Annotated in this window: 22 protein-coding genes; 14 read left to right on the plus strand and 8 right to left on the minus strand. The window is 36.0% G+C overall.

Annotation, left to right across the window (positions count from 1 at the left end):
- Window positions 1–21 precede the first annotated feature (21 nt).
- A complete protein-coding gene (locus ABR854_RS12700; RefSeq protein WP_350265776.1) occupies window positions 22–951 on the plus strand; it encodes a DUF1338 domain-containing protein in 930 nt (309 codons plus the stop codon).
- Between the two features lie 73 nt (window positions 952–1,024).
- Here the strand turns inward: ABR854_RS12700 and thrC are convergent, their stop codons facing one another.
- From thrC to carA, 4 genes are all read right to left on the minus strand, one after another.
- Complete coding sequence (gene thrC / locus ABR854_RS12705; RefSeq protein WP_350265777.1) at window positions 1,025–2,335, minus strand: threonine synthase; 1,311 nt, start codon at window positions 2,333–2,335, stop codon at window positions 1,025–1,027.
- 13 nt (window positions 2,336–2,348) lie between these two features.
- On the minus strand, window positions 2,349–2,750 hold the full coding sequence (locus ABR854_RS12710) for a type II toxin-antitoxin system VapC family toxin (RefSeq protein ID WP_350265778.1): 402 nt from the start codon (window positions 2,748–2,750) through the stop codon (window positions 2,349–2,351).
- Window positions 2,751–2,754: 4 nt separating this feature from the next.
- Window positions 2,755–2,964 (minus strand): hypothetical protein, encoded by a 210-nt coding sequence (locus ABR854_RS12715; protein WP_350265779.1) that lies wholly within the window; start codon window positions 2,962–2,964, stop codon window positions 2,755–2,757.
- 79 nt (window positions 2,965–3,043) lie between these two features.
- Window positions 3,044–4,144, minus strand: coding sequence for a glutamine-hydrolyzing carbamoyl-phosphate synthase small subunit (gene carA / locus ABR854_RS12720; protein WP_350265780.1), 1,101 nt, complete (start codon window positions 4,142–4,144; stop codon window positions 3,044–3,046).
- Window positions 4,145–4,468: 324 nt separating this feature from the next.
- Here carA and ABR854_RS12725 point away from each other — a divergent pair, with 324 nt between their 5' ends.
- The 8 genes from ABR854_RS12725 to ABR854_RS12760 all read left to right on the plus strand — a co-directional run bounded on the left by ABR854_RS12725 (window position 4,469) and on the right by ABR854_RS12760 (window position 9,363).
- The gene (locus tag ABR854_RS12725) at window positions 4,469–4,759 is read left to right on the plus strand and encodes a hypothetical protein (protein ID WP_350265781.1); all 291 of its coding nucleotides are present in this window, start codon (window positions 4,469–4,471) and stop codon (window positions 4,757–4,759) included.
- A gap of 92 nt (window positions 4,760–4,851) precedes the next feature.
- Window positions 4,852–5,040 carry a hypothetical protein gene (locus tag ABR854_RS12730; protein ID WP_350265782.1) on the plus strand — a complete coding sequence of 63 codons (189 nt, stop codon included), beginning with the start codon at window positions 4,852–4,854 and terminating at the stop codon, window positions 5,038–5,040.
- Window positions 5,041–5,125: 85 nt separating this feature from the next.
- Window positions 5,126–5,722 carry a hypothetical protein gene (locus ABR854_RS12735; protein WP_350265783.1) on the plus strand — a complete coding sequence of 199 codons (597 nt, stop codon included), beginning with the start codon at window positions 5,126–5,128 and terminating at the stop codon, window positions 5,720–5,722.
- A 297-nt stretch (window positions 5,723–6,019) separates the two neighbouring features.
- Window positions 6,020–6,658, plus strand: coding sequence for a hypothetical protein (locus ABR854_RS12740; RefSeq protein ID WP_350265784.1), 639 nt, complete (start codon window positions 6,020–6,022; stop codon window positions 6,656–6,658).
- 4 nt (window positions 6,659–6,662) lie between these two features.
- Window positions 6,663–7,172: a peroxiredoxin family protein gene (locus ABR854_RS12745; RefSeq protein ID WP_350265785.1), complete on the plus strand. Its 510-nt coding sequence runs from the start codon at window positions 6,663–6,665 to the stop codon at window positions 7,170–7,172.
- A gap of 90 nt (window positions 7,173–7,262) precedes the next feature.
- Window positions 7,263–7,925 (plus strand): cysteine peptidase family C39 domain-containing protein, encoded by a 663-nt coding sequence (locus tag ABR854_RS12750; RefSeq protein ID WP_350265786.1) that lies wholly within the window; start codon window positions 7,263–7,265, stop codon window positions 7,923–7,925.
- Window positions 7,874–9,253 (plus strand): ABC transporter transmembrane domain-containing protein, encoded by a 1,380-nt coding sequence (locus ABR854_RS12755; RefSeq protein WP_350265787.1) that lies wholly within the window; start codon window positions 7,874–7,876, stop codon window positions 9,251–9,253. The genes ABR854_RS12750 and ABR854_RS12755 overlap by 52 nt, the downstream gene beginning before the upstream one ends.
- Window positions 9,157–9,363, plus strand: coding sequence for a P-loop NTPase family protein (locus ABR854_RS12760; RefSeq protein WP_350265788.1), 207 nt, complete (start codon window positions 9,157–9,159; stop codon window positions 9,361–9,363). Before ABR854_RS12755 ends, ABR854_RS12760 begins: the two co-directional genes overlap by 97 nt.
- An 11-nt stretch (window positions 9,364–9,374) precedes the next feature.
- Here ABR854_RS12760 and ABR854_RS12765 read toward each other — a convergent pair whose 3' ends face one another.
- From ABR854_RS12765 to ABR854_RS12775, 3 genes are read right to left on the minus strand one after another with little or no spacing between them, the layout of a single operon-like run.
- Window positions 9,375–10,043 carry a carboxypeptidase-like regulatory domain-containing protein gene (locus ABR854_RS12765; RefSeq protein WP_350265789.1) on the minus strand — a complete coding sequence of 223 codons (669 nt, stop codon included), beginning with the start codon at window positions 10,041–10,043 and terminating at the stop codon, window positions 9,375–9,377.
- Between the two features lie 55 nt (window positions 10,044–10,098).
- Complete coding sequence (locus tag ABR854_RS12770; RefSeq protein WP_350265790.1) at window positions 10,099–10,935, minus strand: phosphatidate cytidylyltransferase; 837 nt, start codon at window positions 10,933–10,935, stop codon at window positions 10,099–10,101.
- On the minus strand, window positions 10,916–11,134 hold the full coding sequence (locus ABR854_RS12775) for a putative signal transducing protein (RefSeq protein ID WP_350265791.1): 219 nt from the start codon (window positions 11,132–11,134) through the stop codon (window positions 10,916–10,918). The genes ABR854_RS12770 and ABR854_RS12775 overlap by 20 nt, the downstream gene beginning before the upstream one ends.
- Before the next feature lie 112 nt (window positions 11,135–11,246).
- Here ABR854_RS12775 and ABR854_RS12780 point away from each other — a divergent pair, with 112 nt between their 5' ends.
- Window positions 11,247–11,909 (plus strand): response regulator, encoded by a 663-nt coding sequence (locus ABR854_RS12780; protein WP_350265792.1) that lies wholly within the window; start codon window positions 11,247–11,249, stop codon window positions 11,907–11,909.
- On the opposite strand, the gene ABR854_RS12785 is transcribed toward ABR854_RS12780, so the two are convergent.
- A complete protein-coding gene (locus tag ABR854_RS12785) occupies window positions 11,875–13,968 on the minus strand; it encodes a tetratricopeptide repeat-containing sensor histidine kinase (RefSeq protein WP_350265793.1) in 2,094 nt (697 codons plus the stop codon). The two genes, ABR854_RS12780 and ABR854_RS12785, sit on opposite strands and share 35 nt — an antisense overlap.
- A 159-nt stretch (window positions 13,969–14,127) precedes the next feature.
- Here ABR854_RS12785 and ABR854_RS12790 point away from each other — a divergent pair, with 159 nt between their 5' ends.
- The 4 genes from ABR854_RS12790 (at window position 14,128) to ABR854_RS12805 (ending at window position 18,712) form a co-directional block, all read left to right on the plus strand.
- Window positions 14,128–15,240, plus strand: coding sequence for a C1q-like domain-containing protein (locus tag ABR854_RS12790; RefSeq protein WP_350265794.1), 1,113 nt, complete (start codon window positions 14,128–14,130; stop codon window positions 15,238–15,240).
- A gap of 128 nt (window positions 15,241–15,368) precedes the next feature.
- Window positions 15,369–15,719: a LytR/AlgR family response regulator transcription factor gene (locus tag ABR854_RS12795; RefSeq protein WP_350265795.1), complete on the plus strand. Its 351-nt coding sequence runs from the start codon at window positions 15,369–15,371 to the stop codon at window positions 15,717–15,719.
- Between the two features lie 44 nt (window positions 15,720–15,763).
- The gene (locus ABR854_RS12800; RefSeq protein WP_350265796.1) at window positions 15,764–16,771 is read left to right on the plus strand and encodes a Gfo/Idh/MocA family oxidoreductase; all 1,008 of its coding nucleotides are present in this window, start codon (window positions 15,764–15,766) and stop codon (window positions 16,769–16,771) included.
- Between the two features lie 231 nt (window positions 16,772–17,002).
- On the plus strand, window positions 17,003–18,712 hold the full coding sequence (locus tag ABR854_RS12805) for a CotH kinase family protein (protein ID WP_350265797.1): 1,710 nt from the start codon (window positions 17,003–17,005) through the stop codon (window positions 18,710–18,712).
- Window positions 18,713–18,741: the final 29 nt, after the last annotated feature.

Raw genomic sequence — 18,741 nt, forward strand, 5'->3', positions numbered from 1 at the left:
GCTTATTTATTGAAGTAAATAATGAAAAACAGTAAAATAGAAACCTTAGAGTACGTACTCAACGGCCTGATGCGTAGATACAGCGAACGAGTACCCGATGTAAATAAAGTAGCCAATGCCATGATTGCCGAAGGAATCATTTCGGATAGAAACGACATCGAAAACGACCATGTAGCTTTTCGCACAATGGGCGTTCCGCAGTTAGGAATTCAATCTTTCGAGAAAATTTTCTTGAATTTCGGTTACGAAAAACGTGATTTTTTCAATTTTGAGGGCAAAAAACTGAATGCTTATTGGTTTTCGCCACCAGAACCACACGGGCGGCGTTCCGCATTTCCAAGAATTTTTGTGAGCGAACTTCGAGTAGATGATTTATCAGAAAATGCCCAAAGAATCATCAGAAGTTATACCGACGAGGTAAAATCTGACCCAGCCGATAGTTTGGATTTGAATGATGGCGTGGCAGTAGATGAATTTCTGCATAAACCTTTATGGCGAACACCCACATGGGAAGATTATGAGGCACTCCAACAGGAAAGTGAGTATGCGGCTTGGGTAATTTATAACCGATATTACCTCAATCATTATACCATTAGTGTGCATAATCTGAAAGAAGGTTACGGTACAATTCAAGAATTTAATGATTTTTTAGAGAGAATTGGAATAAAACTCAACGATGCAGGCGGAAAAATAAAAATAAGTCCCGATGGAGGTTTATTACAAAGTTCAACAGTAGCAGAAATGATTGAAGCGGAATTTGCGGATGGGAGGACGCACGCAATATCAGGAAGTTACGTAGAATTTGCCGAAAGAAAAGTTTTACCTCAATTTGCAGAACTACCGATTGATAAAATCGAAAGAATTCATCGTCGTGATGGCTTTGAAACTGGCAATGCCGATAAGATTTTTGAAAGTACATTCACCAGTCAAACAATGAAGGCTGAGATGTAAGTTTTTTTCTTCGTTGCCTGAGCGGATCGGACAGCCGAAACTGTCGAAGGCAACGAAGAAAAAATAAAATATATCACAAATTTGCCATCAACCAAGCCTTGAAATCAGAAAACTCCGTTGACATTGACGTTGCTTGTTTTTCTAAACTCAATAAGTCAGAAAGGCGTTTTGGAATATCTTGCTTGCCAACCACTTCTTCAACCACATCTAAAAATTTGGCATAATGTGCCGTAGAGAAAAACACACCATTTACTGGCTCTGAAAGTGTATTTGTGTAGGCTTTCAAGCCCAAATACGCAACAGCCGTATGCGGACACATCACATAACCCGTGCGGTCGAATACATCTTTCATGGCTACTTTTGTTGCTTCATCATCGTAGAAATATCCAACTATCAAGCTACGCATTGTGTCTAAATCATTATCCAACAAGGCTTTCATGCGTGGAAAATTACTCGGATTTCCTACATCCATTGCATTAGAAATCGTTGATAATGAAGGACTTATCGGCTCGTAAACGCCACTTTCTAAATAAGCTGGTACAACTTTATTAACGTTGGTAGCGGCTATAAACTTATGCACTGGCAAGCCTAATTTCCAAGCGATAATTCCTGCACTCAGATTACCAAAATTTCCACTCGGAACCGACATCACAACTGACAAATCAGCACCCGATTTCTTTAGTTGAGCATAAGCATTAACATAATAAAATGCCTGCGGAATCAGACGAGCAATATTGATTGAGTTAGCCGAAGCTAAATCAAATTTATCGGTCAATTCTTTATCCAAGAAAGCTAATTTTACGAGTTTTTGGCAATCATCAAAAGTGCCGTTTACTTCTAAGGCTCTTACGTTTTCGCCGAGAGTTGTGAGCTGTTTTTCTTGAATATCGCTTACTTTTCCGCTTGGGTAAAGAATCGTGACATCAATATTTGGTGTTTTGAAAAAGCCTTGTGCCACCGCTCCACCAGTATCACCCGAAGTTGCCACCAGAATATGGATTTGCTTCTGAGATTTCTGTAGAAAATACGACATCAAAGCTGCCATAAATCTCGCACCAAAATCTTTAAAAGCCATCGAAGGTCCATGAAAAAGCTCTAAACAATAAGTATTGGCCTCAACCTCAACAATCGGTGCGGTAAAATCAATAGCACTATTGATGAGTTGACGTAAATCTTCGGCGGGAACATCTTCACCGATTAGAGCATTGGCTATCTCAAAAGCAATTTCTTGCAAGCTAAGATTCTGAACATTATCCCAAAACGATTGAGGCAATGGACTAAACTCAGTTGGCATATAAAGTCCGTTATCGGGAGGAAGCCCACGAAAAACCGCTTCGGCTAAATCTACATTAGGACTTTGGTGGTTTGTGCTGTATAATTTCATAAATAATTGATTATCAAAGAGATGATTTATCAAGTTTCAGACCAAACTCAGTCAGATGGTCGAAATCGTTATCGGTTGTTTGAAGAGGAATATCAAAAAAGAAAGCTGTTGCAGCAATCCATAGGTCGTTTTTCCCCATGTTTCGAGAAGAAATTGTAAGTTTTTTCTCGGGATGCAAACCTTGGCTAAAAGCGTCTATTTCAGCGTAGATGTTTGATATTTTTTCATCAATATCAAGCACTTGTAATGTTTTTAAATAATTATTTAATCTTGATTGCTTCTCAACACCCCATTTACTTTTAATAGCAAAAGCTTTTAACTCTCCAACGGTAATGATTGAAATAAACCTCTCTGGTGGACAAGAAACATCTTTTCTAATATAACCAATAATTATATTCGTATCTAATAAAAGCATGCTGTCAATCTAAATATTTCATCATTGCATCCCATTCTTCTTCAGTAAAATGAATATGTGGAGGAGCAATCGGCTTATCATTTCCGATTAATTTACTAAAAGCTGCTAACCCTCCTGCTTTCATTATATCGTCTGGACTATATAAATTCAGCTTGGGGTCTTTGCTTCTTGGAATAAATGGTTTCTTCGATTTTCTTCTTACAACTTCGGTCATCTTTACCTCCTTTTCTACAAAGATATAAAAAAACCTGTAAGGTCTTCAAGATGCCTTACAGGTTTGAGGAAATAATATTTTATCCCAACATCTTCACGAAATCATCGAATAAGTATCGAGAATCGTGTGGGCCAGGAGAAGCTTCTGGGTGATATTGTACTGAAAACGCTGGTTTATCTTTTCTACGAATACCTTCAATGGTATTATCATTAAGGTTTACGTGCGTAAGTTCGATATTTTCGATGCTTGAAACTTGCTCGGGCTTAACGGCAAAACCATGATTTTGTGAAGTAATTTCACAAAGTCCTGTGCGTAGATTTTTCACTGGGTGATTCAATCCACGGTGGCCATTTTTCATTTTATAAGTTTCGATTCCACTTGCTAAAGCCAGCAATTGGTGGCCGAGACATATACCAAAAACTGGTTTATTGGTTTCGAGTACTTGCTTGATGGTTTCAACTGCATAAGGCATTGCCGAAGGGTCACCAGGGCCATTCGATAAGAAATAACCGTCTGGATTAAAGGCCGCAATTTCTTCAAAACTTGTTTTAGCATTGAAAACTTTGCAATAACAATCTCTTTCGGTAAAGTTTTTTAAGATGCTTTTCTTCACTCCAAAATCCAAAACCGCTACTCTGTATTTTGCATCTTCACTGCCCAAATAGTAGGCTTCTTTTGTACTCACAACCGAAGAAAGTTCAAGACCATCCATTGAAGGGACTTTCTTTAATTCGAGTGCTAAAACTTCAGGGTCGAGGATATCGGAAGAAATAATGCAATTCATCACGCCCGCATCACGGATATGGCGTACGATTTGACGAGTGTCAACATCACAGATTCCTACGATATTGGCACGCTCGAAGTATTCTTGGAGAGAAAAATCGGCGGTTACACGTGAGTAATAGTGATTAGCGAAAGCATTACAAACCATTCCACTAATTTTTACGCTCGAAGATTCTTCTTCGTCATCTAAAACAACACCGTAATTTCCAATGTGAGAAGTAGTATTGATTACTACTTGACCAAAATACGAAGGGTCGGTGTAGATTTCTTGGTAGCCAGTCATTCCTGTATTAAAGCAGATTTCGCCAGCCGAAGTACCAATTTTGCCGAGTGCTTTTCCTTTGAAAAAAGTGCCATCTTCAAGGAGTAGAAGGGCATCAGAGGGTTTTTGATTCATCGAAGAATAATAAAAGAGTTCCGAAAATACTTATGGTTATCGGAGAACAAAGGTAGTGAAAAAATGTTTAAAGTTTGCCTTAATATAAATAATAACAAAGTCTTTCTTGTAAAAGTACAAAATAAGAGTTACATCACCGTACTACTTCGTTTGTCACCATTTTGCATAAATATGTCACCCCAAAAATAATTTTGCTTGTTTTCTGTTCGTAATTAATAGTATATTGCCCAAAATCCAAGAAGTAAAAATATCCTATAACTTTTGTTCTGACTATTGCCCAAAGCATTGGTCAGGAATTTCTATAAACGTTAAACCTTTACAACTATGCTGTTTAAAGTGCACCAACGACTAACCTATCTCAACCACCTTATCAAAAAAAGAGCAACAGGCTCGCCCAAAGAACTTGCCAAAAAACTTTGTATTACGGAGCGAGCTTGGTACAAATTTAGAGACGAACTCATCAATGACCTAAACCTACCGATTGATTATTGCCCACACAGCCGAAGCTACGTTTATACCGAAGAGGGTAGTTTTGAAATTGGATTTAAGAAACTAACGCCTGAAAAAGCAGCAAATTTGAGTGGTGGGAGAAGTATGTTGCTACAATTTTTTTAGTTTTTTTCGCCACTGAATTTTTAGTTCAGTGGTACACGCTATGTTTGTAGCACCTTACGATGTTGTAAGGCAATTATAAAAATCTTATCACAATGAAAAAAATTAAACTTGATGAGATGTGTTTAATTCAAGGAGGTAGTTGTACTGTTGAAGAAGCTGTTAATAATACTCCTTTTTGGGCATGGATTATCTTTGGTGCTTCAGCATGGTTAATTGTTGGACTAAATAGAGACCCTTGTGGAGGGCAACTGACAATTGAACTTCCTCCTATTTGGTCTTAATACCAGCAAAACTAAGAGAAAAGTATCTTAAGGCATTTCTTCTCTTAGTTTTGTTTACTTTAGTTTTTACCAAAAATTTACATAAATGAAAAAAAAAACATTTCTCATTTTTATCTTAATTTTATTCAGTGTATATTCTAATGCCCAAACCAAACCAAACTCAAACTATTATTCTTTTGGATTTGGAATAGCAACTAATATTCCTTACCCAAATAAAGTGAGTCTTTTAGGGAACATCCATATAGGTTTTTTAAGGCATGAACGATTGATGTTTGGAATGACTCTCCCTTATAGTACATCTTCGTTAATTAAAGCTTATTCTTCAACAACCCAATACCCTATAGATACAATAGACAGAACAATTAAAAATGCTAAATTAATTGCCCCGTTCCTTCGATATTATTTAACAAATAAGAAGTTTCGTCTTTACATACAAGGAGACATTAATTCGTGGCTATTCAAATCTGATATTCCCAATTTACAAAAACTTAGCAATTCCATAATATTAGGGTTATCGGCAAATGTTGGAGTGGAATATTTCTACCAAAATTTAGGATTAGGAATTAGTTATTATAAGCCGTTAATGGATAACTCTTTTAAAGCGTTACCTGTATATAGGGAGAATCTTCTTAAAATTTCCTTAAATATATATACCAGAAAACCTACCAAAATAACGAGATAACAAATAATGTACACTAAAAGAAACAATCAATTATTTTATTTAATCGTAATTACATTAGCAATCATTTGGTACACAAAAAGACATCCGATTCAAAATTGGGAAGTTTGGTTTAAAACGATTTCTCTCGAAAGTGTTTTGAAGTTTTCAGCAGGTTTTTTATGTAGTTTTCTTGTTATTTATTTAACAAATAGTTTTAGCAAAAAAAAACAACCATAATAGGTTTTCTTGTATCTAATTCATGTTGATAAAAATCTTTCAAGAAAGAGTCGAAGATAAGAGAATTTGAACTAAAAATGTATGAACTTTCCCTCTAAAAATATCCTTTTCTTTTTTATCATCATGGCTATTTTGTTGACAATAACGTATTTGTCAAACCAATTATTAATTTCTGAAACTTTATACTACAATACTTTTGCAGAACAATTGACCGCAGAAAAAATTGATGGCTTGATTGAGCAAGCACAAAAGTGGTCTTGGTTAGGATACGTTATCATTCCAATAATCTATTTTTTCAAATTCTCTTTTATCGTACTTACTTTGCTAATTGGTTTTTTCTTCATTAATCAAAAGGTGAGTTTTTCTGTACTTTTCAAGGCTGTCATGTTAGCTGAACTGCCATTTCTATTAGTTCCCTTTATTAAGTTATTTTGGTTTTTGTTCATTCAAACCCAATACGATTTCAACGATTTACAATATTTTTATCCTTTATCAGCTTTGCAGCTATTTGAAGTAAAAAACTTACCAACTTGGCAAATTTATCCACTTCAATTGCTGAATATATTTGAATTAGTTTATTGGATATTACTTGCTTATTGGTTTAAGCGTTTGCTCAATATCACCCTTACTAAAGGTATGAAAATTGTAGTGGCAAGCTACGGAACTGGACTTTTGCTTTGGGTAGTATTCGTTACATTTTTAAGCCTAAATGCCACTTAAAACTATGAGAAAACAATTAATCATAAGCATTTTTACCTTTATTTTGGCACTAATAGCATATTTTGGCTTTCAAATTTATCAAAAAATCGAAGCAAAAAAAGTTTTTGCCGAGCAAGTAAAATACTTACCAAAATCGACTAATTTTCAATGGATAGGTAAGCAGATACAAAAAAATCATGCACCAATAATTATATTATTTTTCAATCCCGATTGTGACCATTGCCAATATGAAGCAAAGTCGATTTTAGAACATAACTCTGATTTTGCAAATACCAATTTTTGGTGGGTTACCACGGTTGATAGTTCAGCAATCAATGATTTTAGCCAAAAATACAATTTAGATAACCTTTCTAACCACTATTTTGCAAAACTTCCAGCCGAAAAAGTTGTCGAAACCTTTGGTTCGGTCTCAGTACCTCACATTTTTATTTATGATAAAACTGGCGTTCTGCAAAAAGAATTTCGAGGAGAGACCAAAATAGAAGCCCTTCTAAGATACACAAACCAAGACTAAACCAACCAAAACCGATGCAAAAATACCTTTGGCAACTCGTTGCTCTGCTATTGGCATGGCTTTTACATTTTGTTTTACCCCAACTTTAGTATGAAACCAACAACTTTTGTGCAGCAACAAGGCGAGTCAGATTGCGGCGTAGCTTGCCTTTTATCGGTCATTCGTCTTCATGGTGGCGATGCTTCTCTTGAGCATTTGCGTGAACTAAGTGGTACGAGTATTCAAGGTACGAGCGTTTTAGGTTTGCAACAAGCCGCCAATACTCTGGGCTTAGATGCTGAGGCTTTTGAGGTAGAAGACCTTGAAGTTTTCAAACAAGAAGCTACATTTCCTTGTATCTTGCATGTAGTGATAGATGAGAAATTAGAACATTATGTAATAGCACACAAGCCACCAAAGGGTGATGTTTTCAATATTTTCGACCCTGCGAATGGTTTTGAGACTTGGAACGAAGAAAAACTACTTTCGGTTTGGAAATCGAGGGCAGTTTTGATGCTTAAACCATGCGAAAATTTTGAGCGTGTGCCGCAAGGAAATAAAAAGAAGATTGAATGGTTTAGAAACATCATTCGTGAAGATACCCCAATGCTTGTCATTGCGGCAGTTTTAGGCATTGCTCTGGCAGCACTGGGCATGGCTACTGCTATTTTTAGCCAAAAGTTATTAGACGAAATTTTACCTAAACACCAAACCCAACGCCTTTGGCTGGGTATGCAGTTTTATTGCTGGCACGGGCGGGAATTGGTTATTTGAGAGGTTTCTTTTTACTTCGCCAAAGCCGAGATTTTAATTCTCGTATGATGGATGATTTTTATGATAAGCTTCTACATCTCCCAAAAGCTTTTTTTGATACCCGCAAAACTGGCGAGATTATCACTCGGTTGAATGATACACGTAGAATCCAAACCGTGATAAGTTATCTGACAGGAAATGTGGTCATTGATGTGTTGGCTTTGTTGGTTTCGGCAGTTTTTATTTTTAGTTACTCAATTACTATTGGCTGTGTAGCATTATTGAGTGTACCGCTATTTGGTTTTCTGATTTGGCGATATAACGACCACATCATCAAACATCAAAAAGCAGTTATGAGCCAATACGCCAACACCGAAAGCCATTTTGTTGATGCCATTACAGGAATTTCTACCATAAAAGCCAATAATAAAGAATCGCTATTTAGTACCGTTGGAAGAGCATATTATCAAGTTTTTCAGCAAAAAAGTTATGAATTGGGTACTTTGGGCAATAGATATGGACTTTGGAACGAAGTTTTGAATGTTTTATTACTCATTCTGATTTTGTCATTATCAGCTTATTCCATTCTACAAAAAGAGATAAAAATTGGCGAAATGATGGCAATCATTTCTATTGCATCGGGCATGATTGGTTCGGTTGGAAGATTGGCTACAACCAATATTCAGTTGCAGGAAGCCAAAGTAGCTTTTGAGCGAATGTATGAATTTGCGAGTGTTTCTCCTGAAAAAACACTTGAAAATATCAATACAAATCAAGAAATAGAAACGATAAATTCCATCAATATTCATCATTTAAGTTTTCGTTTTGCAGGAAAAAGTCAATTATTGAAAGATGTTTCGCTTACAATAAACAAAGGTGAAATAACGGTATTATTAGGAGAAGTAGGTTCTGGCAAAAGCATTTTACTGCAAATTCTGCAAAAATTCCAAACTTACGAAACGGGTGAAATTCTTATCAATGGAGACATTTCGCTCAAAAATATTGCTTCAGATACTTGGCGTAGCAAAATCGGAATAGTGCCACAAGAAATCAAAATTTTCAATGGAACACTACTTGACAATATCGTGTTAGGAAATATTATTGAAGATGGAGAGAAAGCAATAAATTTCTGTGAAACACTAAGATTCAACCAATTCTTTGAAACTTTACCACAAGGTTATTTGACTATCATTGGCGAAGAGGGTATAAATCTTTCGGTGGACAAAAACAATTATTGGCACTGGCAAGAGCTTTGTATCACAAACCAAATTTGCTATTACTTGATGAAGCAACTTCGGCAATGGATAGTAAAACTGAGCAATTTGTGCTTGATTTACTCGAAAAATTGAAGCCTAATTTAGGGATACTAATGATTACACACAATAAAAATATTGCAGAGATAGCTGATGATATTTATGAATTAGAAAATAGAATGACTTGCCAAATTCAGACAATATAAACAGCATTAACTCAATCTTTCTTAGTATTATCCCTAAAAAACTTATCACGAGTTACGTTATCACGGGGTGCGGCAGCAGCTCCTGCTTTCCATGATTGGTCTTTCCACGCTCCATTCCTGACGGCTTTCACAAAGTTTGCCCACGCAAACGGATTCAACAAAGGATTAGTAGTTACTTGTCCACGAGTTTCCATTTGCTTCATAAACTGATTCTGCCCATATCTATAATTTGCCTCGGCACTCATGCCATGCACTGAAGCCATTTTAGCGATATTTTCGGGGCTGTAAGTTTCGGCTAAGATTTTGCGTTCTCGGTCGTCGGGAAGTTTCATATCGACCAAGGCTTGCTTAAATTCTTCTTCGGTGCTAAAAGGATAAACTTTAACTTCTTTTAACATTTTAGAATCGGTTTGCAGCTCAACAAAAACCGAATAATCAACATCCGCCTTTTTGGGAATAATATGAAATTGTTTCTTGAAACCTAAGTAACTAAAATTAACAGTATCGCCAGGGAAAACGCCTAAAACGAAATATCCTTTGCTATTAGAAAGTGTACCTCTTCCCGCTCTCGGAATCGTGATATATGCTCCAGGAAGTGGCTCTTTGGTTTGACTGTCAATAACCAAACCCGAAAACGTAATATATTTAATTTCTCCTTGAGAAAAAGCTAAATTGCTCATTATCAAGGACGTAAAAATCAACAGTAGAGTAAGCGTATTTTTCATTGTGAGTGATTCAACCAAAAATTTTCAGAAATGTAACAATAAAAGGCATTGAAAGCAATAGTCCATCGAATCGGTCCATAAAGCCACCATGCCCTGGAATTGTATTACCCGAATCTTTGATGGCTATGCTACGTTTAAAGAGCGATTCAACGAGGTCGCCGAGCGTTCCTGTAATAAAAATAATGATAGCGACTCCGTACCATTGCCAACTTAACAAACTATCGAAATACTTTGTTAGAATAAACGCTACAATTAAAGAAGTTATTGCCCCACCAAAAAAGCCTTCCCACGTTTTCTTGGGTGAAACTCGTTCAAAAAGTTTTCTTTTTCCGAGAAATCTTCCTGCAAAATATGCTCCCGTATCATTGGCCCAAAGAATAAACAAACAACCTAAAATCAGTTGCGGAGCATAGCCGTGAGCGTCGGTCAGCACCATTTCGTTAATAAGTGCAAACGGAACCGCCACATAAATAATCCCCAAAAATGTATAGCCCAAATTGGCAAAAGGTTTGGTATCTTTTTTACGATAAAGTTTGATAAAAAACGTGGTCGTGAGCAATGGAACAATCAAATAATAAAATTTAAAAGGCAGCAGATCCTTTTCGATAAAAAACGTAAGTGTATTAAGTACAATTCCGCAAAAAGTACCATAAACGCTTAGAGGATGATTCTCATCGAGCTTAAGAAGTTTATAAAATTCTCGTTGAGTGAGAATACTGATGGCCAAAAACAAAATCCAAAAAGTCCATTCATTATAAAGTACGCCGCACAAAATAATAGCCACGCCTACAACTGCTGCAATGGCTCTTTGAGAAAGATTTGAAAGGTTATTGAACTTCGAAGTCATTTTGGTTAAATATGTCGATTACTACTTTTGCTATTGATTCTTGCTCGTCAGATACTTGTATTTCGTAGTAGCCAATGAGGTAATTACTGTCTTGTTTGTTGAGTACAACGGCCATTATTTCGTGGGTTTGTAACTCATTTTTTAATAATTCGGCCTTAAAAACATTTTTGGTCTCAAAAACTTTTACCCAGTTTGCCATTTTGTTTGGTTGTGAATTTTATTCAAATATAGGGCGAAAATGTTGAAATGTAATATTTGTAACAGAATGTACTTTGGAGATTTACTTTTTTTGTAAGTCAAAAAGCAATAAATTGCTTAAAAAATCAGATTTAAGTCGTTTCATGCAGATAATTTTAGTTGATGACCACCAGCTTTTTGGGCAATCACTTTCTTCATTATTAATACAAATGGAAGAAGTGAGAAACATCAACGTTTTTCGTCGTGGAACTGAAGTATTGAGCTTTTTGGAAAATAATTCGGTCGATGTAGTTATTTCTGACCTTCAAATGCCCGAAATGAATGGTATTGAACTGGCTACAAAAATTCATGCGAAATTTCCTGATATAAAAGTGTTAATTCTGACAATTGACGACGAACCCCACAAAATCAGACAAGCAATCGCAGCGGGTGCTTCGGGCTATCTACTGAAAGATACTGACAAAGCCGAACTCGAAGAGGCCATCAAAAAACTACATCAAGGGATGCCCTATTATAGCGAAAAGGTATTGAAGATTATAACAACTGGCGAGAAAGATAAATCACTGATTAGTAAAGAATTAGCACAACTTTCTGCCCGTGAGATCGATGTTTTGAAATTAGTTGCTCAGGAATACTCAACTAACGAAATTGCTGATTTGCTCTTTGTAAGTGTCAACACTGTAGAGAGCCACCGCAAGAGTTTGATGAAAAAATTGGATGTAAAAAACGTGGTCGGACTCATCAAATTTGCGATGCGGCATAAACTGGCTGAGTGATTGGAACACTTATATGTGTGCGTGTCCCCTCTTCTATTATTGACTCTATTTCCAATACTCCTTTCATTGCCTCAACTCGTTCTTCGATACTTGATATTCCTTTTCCCTTCATATAATTTTGTAGCCCTTTACCGTTATCTCGTACAAATAATTCAAGGATATTCTCATTTTTTCGAAAAGTCAAAGCTGCGTCAGTTGCATCGGAGTGTTTCAATATATTATTGATAAGTTCGAGGCAAATTGAGTATAAATGAAAAGCAGTTTTGCGGTCGAGATGATTTTCCTTTAAACCTTTTGTGTTTAAAGTAAATTCAATTGGTGTTGAAAAGTTAAGGCGTTCAATCATTTTTTCGAGGGCAACTTCCAGTCCATACTTTTCGAGTTCTTCTGGCAGTAAATTATGCGAAATCAGGCGTACCTCTCGGCAGGCATTTTCTACCATTTCTTGTATTTGCAGATATACTTTTTGGTCACGATTAGGTAGTTTTGCACTATTTAGTGTCAATAAACTTACTCTTACGGCCGATAGTAACGAGCCAACATTATCATGCAATTCGCTGGCTACTCGCTTACGTTCGATGGTTTGCCCTTTGAGCAATGCTTCTTGAATTTCATGATTTTTGGTCAATAATTCCTTATTCTTTTTGCGTAAAATAAAACTATAAATGATTGCCGAAAAACCCAACAATGAAATCAGTGCAACAATTATTAAAAGTGATTTCTGTTGTTGATTTTCGAGTTTCAAACTATTCGATAATTCATTTACTTTCAATTGTTTAGAGAGCCTTTCTTGTTCGTTTTTTTGTTTATCAGTTTCTATTTTCAGAGCCTGTTCAGTAGCAAGTGCATGTTCTTTTTCGAGTTTACGGCTGATGGTTTCTAAGGCAAAATCTTGGGCGAGTTTTTCGCTTTTGAGTTTAGTTATTTCATATTGTTTTTGCAGGAAATCTGTTGTTTTTTGCTGAACCAGTTTTTCGTTCTCGTAGCGAATTTGCATCTTTTCAAGATCATACCTCTTTTGTATTTCAACTAAATCATTTAGCTTTTGGCTTTTCTGCATACTGTCTCGAAGAGCGATAGCTTCTTTATAAAATGACAAAGCTTTCTTTGGATTATTCTGCATCAATCCTATATCTGATAAATCTATTAAAGCCTGTAATTTTACTGTATTGTTTTTCGATTCATTGGCATTTGAGAGTGTTAATTGAGCATATTTTTCGGCATTAGTAGGGTCTTTTTTTAGTTTGAAAAGCGAAACATAACTTGAGTATAGTGAAGCTTTTCCTTGCCAATATCCTTTATTTGAAAAAAGCCTATCTGCTTCGTCTAAATACTTCTGGGCTTCATTGGCATTTTGCTCGACATCTAAATAATAATCGCCCATTACCGACTGAGCAAATGCAATCTGAATATCATTTTTTGATAGTTCACAGTACTTTAAGACATTCAAAAACATCGACTTTGCTACTCGTTTTTGTCCAAGAAGCTGAGCCGATATTCCCGAAATTCTATACGCTTCCGCAATTTGAAGTTGAAGATCAGTTGAGAGATTAGGTTTTGCTGCCAAATAATCAATGGCTTTTCTCAAATACTCAATCGTCTTTTCATATTCTTTAATATTATAATAAATCTGGCCAAAACGCAAGTTTATTTTCCAAATATCGTCACAGACTATATTGCCTTCTTCGCATTTTTTGAGGGTACTCAAGTTTGCCTCCAAAGCTTTAGTGTAAAGACTCTTTTTGATATAAAAATTAGAGAATAAGAATAAGGCTCTAAGCTGATAAAGATTGCTTTTGAGGCTTAATGCTTTATCATAGAGTTTTTGAGTAAAATAAAGACCCGTATCGGCCGAAACCCGAGTCAACAACGAATAATTTTTGCAGATTTTGTTTAAATAAAATAATTCTAAAGTATCATTTACAAACGAAGGTTTGGTTTTAGCCAGTTCATTAAGGCGTTGTTTCGATTCCACAATTTCAGACAAATTCGATACTTGAGCTTGTACAATATCATGGTTAAAATAAAACAATAAAAGGTATAGTAGAAACTTCTTCATTGGCTGTGATTTTATCCTAAAATTATCTTTTTTTTTCGTTAGAAAGCAAAAAAACACAAAAAATCACGGTTTTCCGTGATACGATTCACGGTTTACCGTTATTGACTGATGCTGTTTAATCAATGACCTTTGTTAAAATATTTCTCAAACTTTATTGCTATGAAAAAAATCTTATTTTTCTCGCTTTTTATTAGCTTAAATATATTTGGACAATCAATCACCATAAAACCTTCTGATGCCGATTTTCTTAATTCTGGGCATATTTTAAAAACTATTACTAACTCCAGTGGCTATTCCCATAGCGACGGTACGGCTATTTTTCGAGATTGGATGGCTCCTTACCCCGAGAAAACAGTTTATGCTGGCTCTTTTTCCAATCATCCATTTGCTCTCACTACCTTTGGTGGTACTCCACAAATTTTTTTAAAAAATACAGGTATAGGATTGGGATTTATTCACTTCTCCCCGACCGATGGCACTGTAGGTAATATTGGTATCCGTTTGCCTTCTTCTTCTGTACCCACATATCCTTTAGATGTAAATGGCAGAATTAGACTCCGAAACAACGGGGGATTTAACACTGCGGGCATTTGGTATGACAATACCACAGGTGCAGAGAGGGTTTTTGTAGGTATGGAAACCGACGATCTTTTCGGGTTTTATGGCACTCCAGGTTGGAGTTTTAGATTCAACGCCACCAATGGCAATGTCGGAATTAGTACAGTGCCTACAAGTAATAAATTAGAGGTAAATGGCACTATTGGGTCTTCGAGTTTAGCTGGCACTGGTGTTAGAAATGTATCGGCTGATGCCAACGGTAAGCTCGTTATTGATGGCGTAGCAAATTCTTCTGCTTTTGCAGCGAAAGATGTTGGTGCTTCAGCATTCCCTGTAAGTAATGGCAATAGCACCGTGCCATTTACAGTCGAAGAGTATGACATTTCTAACAATTATAATACTGCTACGGGTGAATTTACAGCCCCCGTTGATGGTATTTACCATTTTGATGCTTTTATATTATGGAATTCTGGTGCAGGTGCAGGAGGATATAATTTGCAAATTCAGAAAGATGGAGGCATCGTAGGCTTGGATACTGAACTTATTACTGCCACTACAACTAACTTCATGACAAATTCGATAAGTGTAGATTTTAGACTTTCTGCTGGTAACAAGGTAAAAGTGGTAGCCAATCAAACATCAGGTGTAAATCAATTTATATCGCCTGCTACTGAATACGCAAGATTTTCAGGTCACTTAGTTTTGGCATTATAACACAATATAACTACCTCACTATAAACACTTTACATAGCAAACAACACTTACTTTAGCTATACTATTCGCAATTATGGGAAAGTTTAGAGTAAAACATAAATTTAGTGATATTAAATTTAAAGAAAGCCATGAAAACAAACACGATCAACCCAAAAACTTGTAATTCCGAGATACTTTACCTCAATCATCGCAAAAAAAGCGTACACACCGAAGATGTCGTTTATCTAAAAAGCTACGACAACTACACAAGGTTTTATTTAAACGATGGACAAGTAATCTTGGCATCATACACTATGAAAATCTTTGAAAAACAGCTTTCTGGGAAAGGTGATTTTACTCGAATCCACCGAGGAACATTAGTAAATCTGAAATATCTTACGGGTATTGAACGCACAAAAGACGGGCACGTTGCATGTCTTTCTACTGGCCAAAGAATTGATGTTTCACGTAGAAAAATGAGAATTTTGGATTTACCTTAAAAAGCCATTACTTTAGTGGCTTCAACCAAAAATTCTAAGCCATTATGCTCAACGTTGCCCTTGTCGGATTCGGACTTTCGGGGAGATACCTCCAAGCTCCGTTCTTTCTTACCAATCCAGATTTTAATCTAAAAACCATCGTTTCGGGTTCGCAAAATCCTCAACATATATACCCAAGCGTAGGCGTTGCCCGTAGTATTGACGAAGTTTTAGCCGATACCGAAATTGACTTAGTGAGCATCGCCTCACCAAGCCATTTACATTTTAGCCAAGCCAAACAAGCACTTTTGGCAGGCAAACACGTATTAGTAGAAAAACCTTTCACGGCAACCGTTGCTGAAGCCGAAGAACTCATTGAGTTGTCGAAAAAGCAAGGAAAAGTGCTTTCAATCTTCCAAAATCGTCGCTTTGATAGCGATTTTATGACGGTCAAGAAAGTAATTGAAAACAAACTTTTGGGCGAATTGGTAGCCTTTGAAGTGCATTTCGACCGCCATAAGCCCATCTTAAATCCTAAAAAATGGAAAGAAGAAGTAAGTCCAGCCAATGGAATCTTGTATGATTTGGGGGCTCATATCATCGATCAAACAATTGTACTTTTCGGCTCGCCAATGGCAGTTTCGGGCGAAACCTACACGCAGCGAGAAGGATCAAGTATTGATGATGCTTTTGATATACGAATGGATTATGGAAAATTGAGAGTAACGCTAAAATCGAGTCTTTTAGTGCGAGAAGAAGGTCCAAGATATATTATTCATGGCACGAAAGGCTCGTTTGTAAAATACGGAATTGATGTACAAGAAGACCACCTAAAAGCAGGACTTATGCCAAGAATGGAAGGCTTTGGCGTAGAACCCAAAGAAAAATGGGGTGTTTTGAATACTGAAATTGGAGGCCAGCACTTCAGAGGACACATAGAAACCGAAGCAGGTAACTGGGATTTACTTTTTCAGAACCTACACGGTGCGATAACGGAAGGCAAAGAACTCTACATCAAACCTGAGCAGGTTTTAGAGCAGATTCGGGTGATTGAAATGGTGAAGGGAATTTGATTATTTTTTATATAGTTCGAGGAGTCTTTTTGGTATGCTCTGCAACCTGTCCTCGAACTATAAAAGCAAATAAGTATATAACTTTGAAATTCATTTTTAGCGAAATTTAAGAACTTTAAAACCATTAGCTGTTCTTCATAACCGAATAATAAATTTTTATTTGAAATTAGTGAGTACTACAATATATTTGAAACAATAATATGTTTGCTGTACTAAACAATCACAACTAAAATGTTAAAATTTATTATAGGTTTGATATGTGTTTCGCACTTATCTTTTGCTCAATTTACAAGTTCTAACCTCCCAATAGTTTTAATCGAAACAAATGGTGACACGATAGTAAATGACCCTAAAATAACTGTAAACCTCAAAATTTTATATCACCAAGATAATAGTACCAACTATCTAACTGATACTGACTTCCACTATAATGGGCTTGCAGGTATTGAATTTAGAGGAACTACTTCACAAGCATATCCCAAAAAATCATACTCCATTGAATTAATAGATAATTTAGGCAAAGATTTAGACTTCCCTATGTTTGGATTGCCAAAAGGTTCAGATTGGGCATTGATTGCTAATTATGATGATAAAACATACTTAAAAAATGCTTATGTGTATAATTTATGGTCAAAAACAGGCAATTATTCCCCTCGTTTAAAGCACGTTGAGGTAGTATTAAATGGTGAGTACATGGGGCTTTTTGTTTTTACTGAAAGAATAAAAAGAGGAGCTGATAGAATAAATATAAAAAAATTAGACAAAGAAGATACGACTACTTCTAAGATTTCGGGAGGATATATCATAGAAGCTTCCCGTGAATCTGAAATACTGACCTCAGATTACGCTTGGCAATCATCACACCAGTCTTCACCAGCCTCTAATTATCATATGTATTTTGACTGTGTCTATCCAAAAGAACCAGTTGCTCCACAATTAAACTATATTCAAACCTACATCCGAGACTTTGAAGATGTCTTGAAAAGTGCCAACTTCAGTGACCCTGCTTTAGGTTTTAGAAATTATATTGATGAAAATAGTTTTGTTGAAAATTTTGTATTACAAGAATACAGTATTCATCTTGATATTTTTGCCCGTAGCCAGTACTTCTATAAAGATAGAGGTAAAAAAATGGTAGCTTCTCCCCTATGGGATACTTCTTTGGGACTTTATGATACTTATACTACAGGCTGGAGATTTTCATGTGGAGTGTGTGACCCACGTTTCTTTTGGGCAGAACGCATGATGCAAGACTGCGTTTTTAAAAATAAAGTTATTGATAAATATAAAGATTTCAGAAAAACCTTTTTGACCTACACCACAGGAGAGCACTTTATTGATAGTTTGGCGAATGTACTGCAAACTGCCGCTGCAAGGGATAGAGAAAAATGGTTTCCTACTGAAAGCCTTAGTTTTACAGATGAGATTCAGAAATTAAAAAACTTCATCTCTAATCGTATCAACTGGATGGATAATAATATCCATAACATTACAAATGATGGAAATATACTTGCAGCACCTTCAGCAGCAAACGCCAATCAATCATTCGAATTAGTTTCTACTTGTGCTTCAAGACTCGTTACTTGGAAATTTGAAAATAATGACGGAACAAGTGGTTATTTTACGGCTGGAAATCCAACAAATGTTGTTACATCCCAAACGGTCACTTATACAGCAATTTGTCAAGAGGTATGCCCACAATATACTAATAGTAAAACCATTGTGGTAACCAATAATTGTCCTGATAGTATGGATTTTACGTCTCATATTATTAATCCCCCTATTCAAGAATTTAAGACAAAATATTCAATATCCTCAACTGCTTCTCTTGATTCTTCTTCTAAAATTGAGTATTTAGCAGGAGGTTCGATTGAGTTGAACCCTGGATTCCAAACAGCTAATGGAACCGTTTTCCTTGCTAAAATAGAAGGATGCCAGTAATATCGAAATACGCCTACCTTAAATCCTAA

This window comes from Emticicia sp. W12TSBA100-4 (assembly GCF_040253585.1).
Lineage (GTDB): Bacteria > Bacteroidota > Bacteroidia > Cytophagales > Spirosomataceae > Emticicia.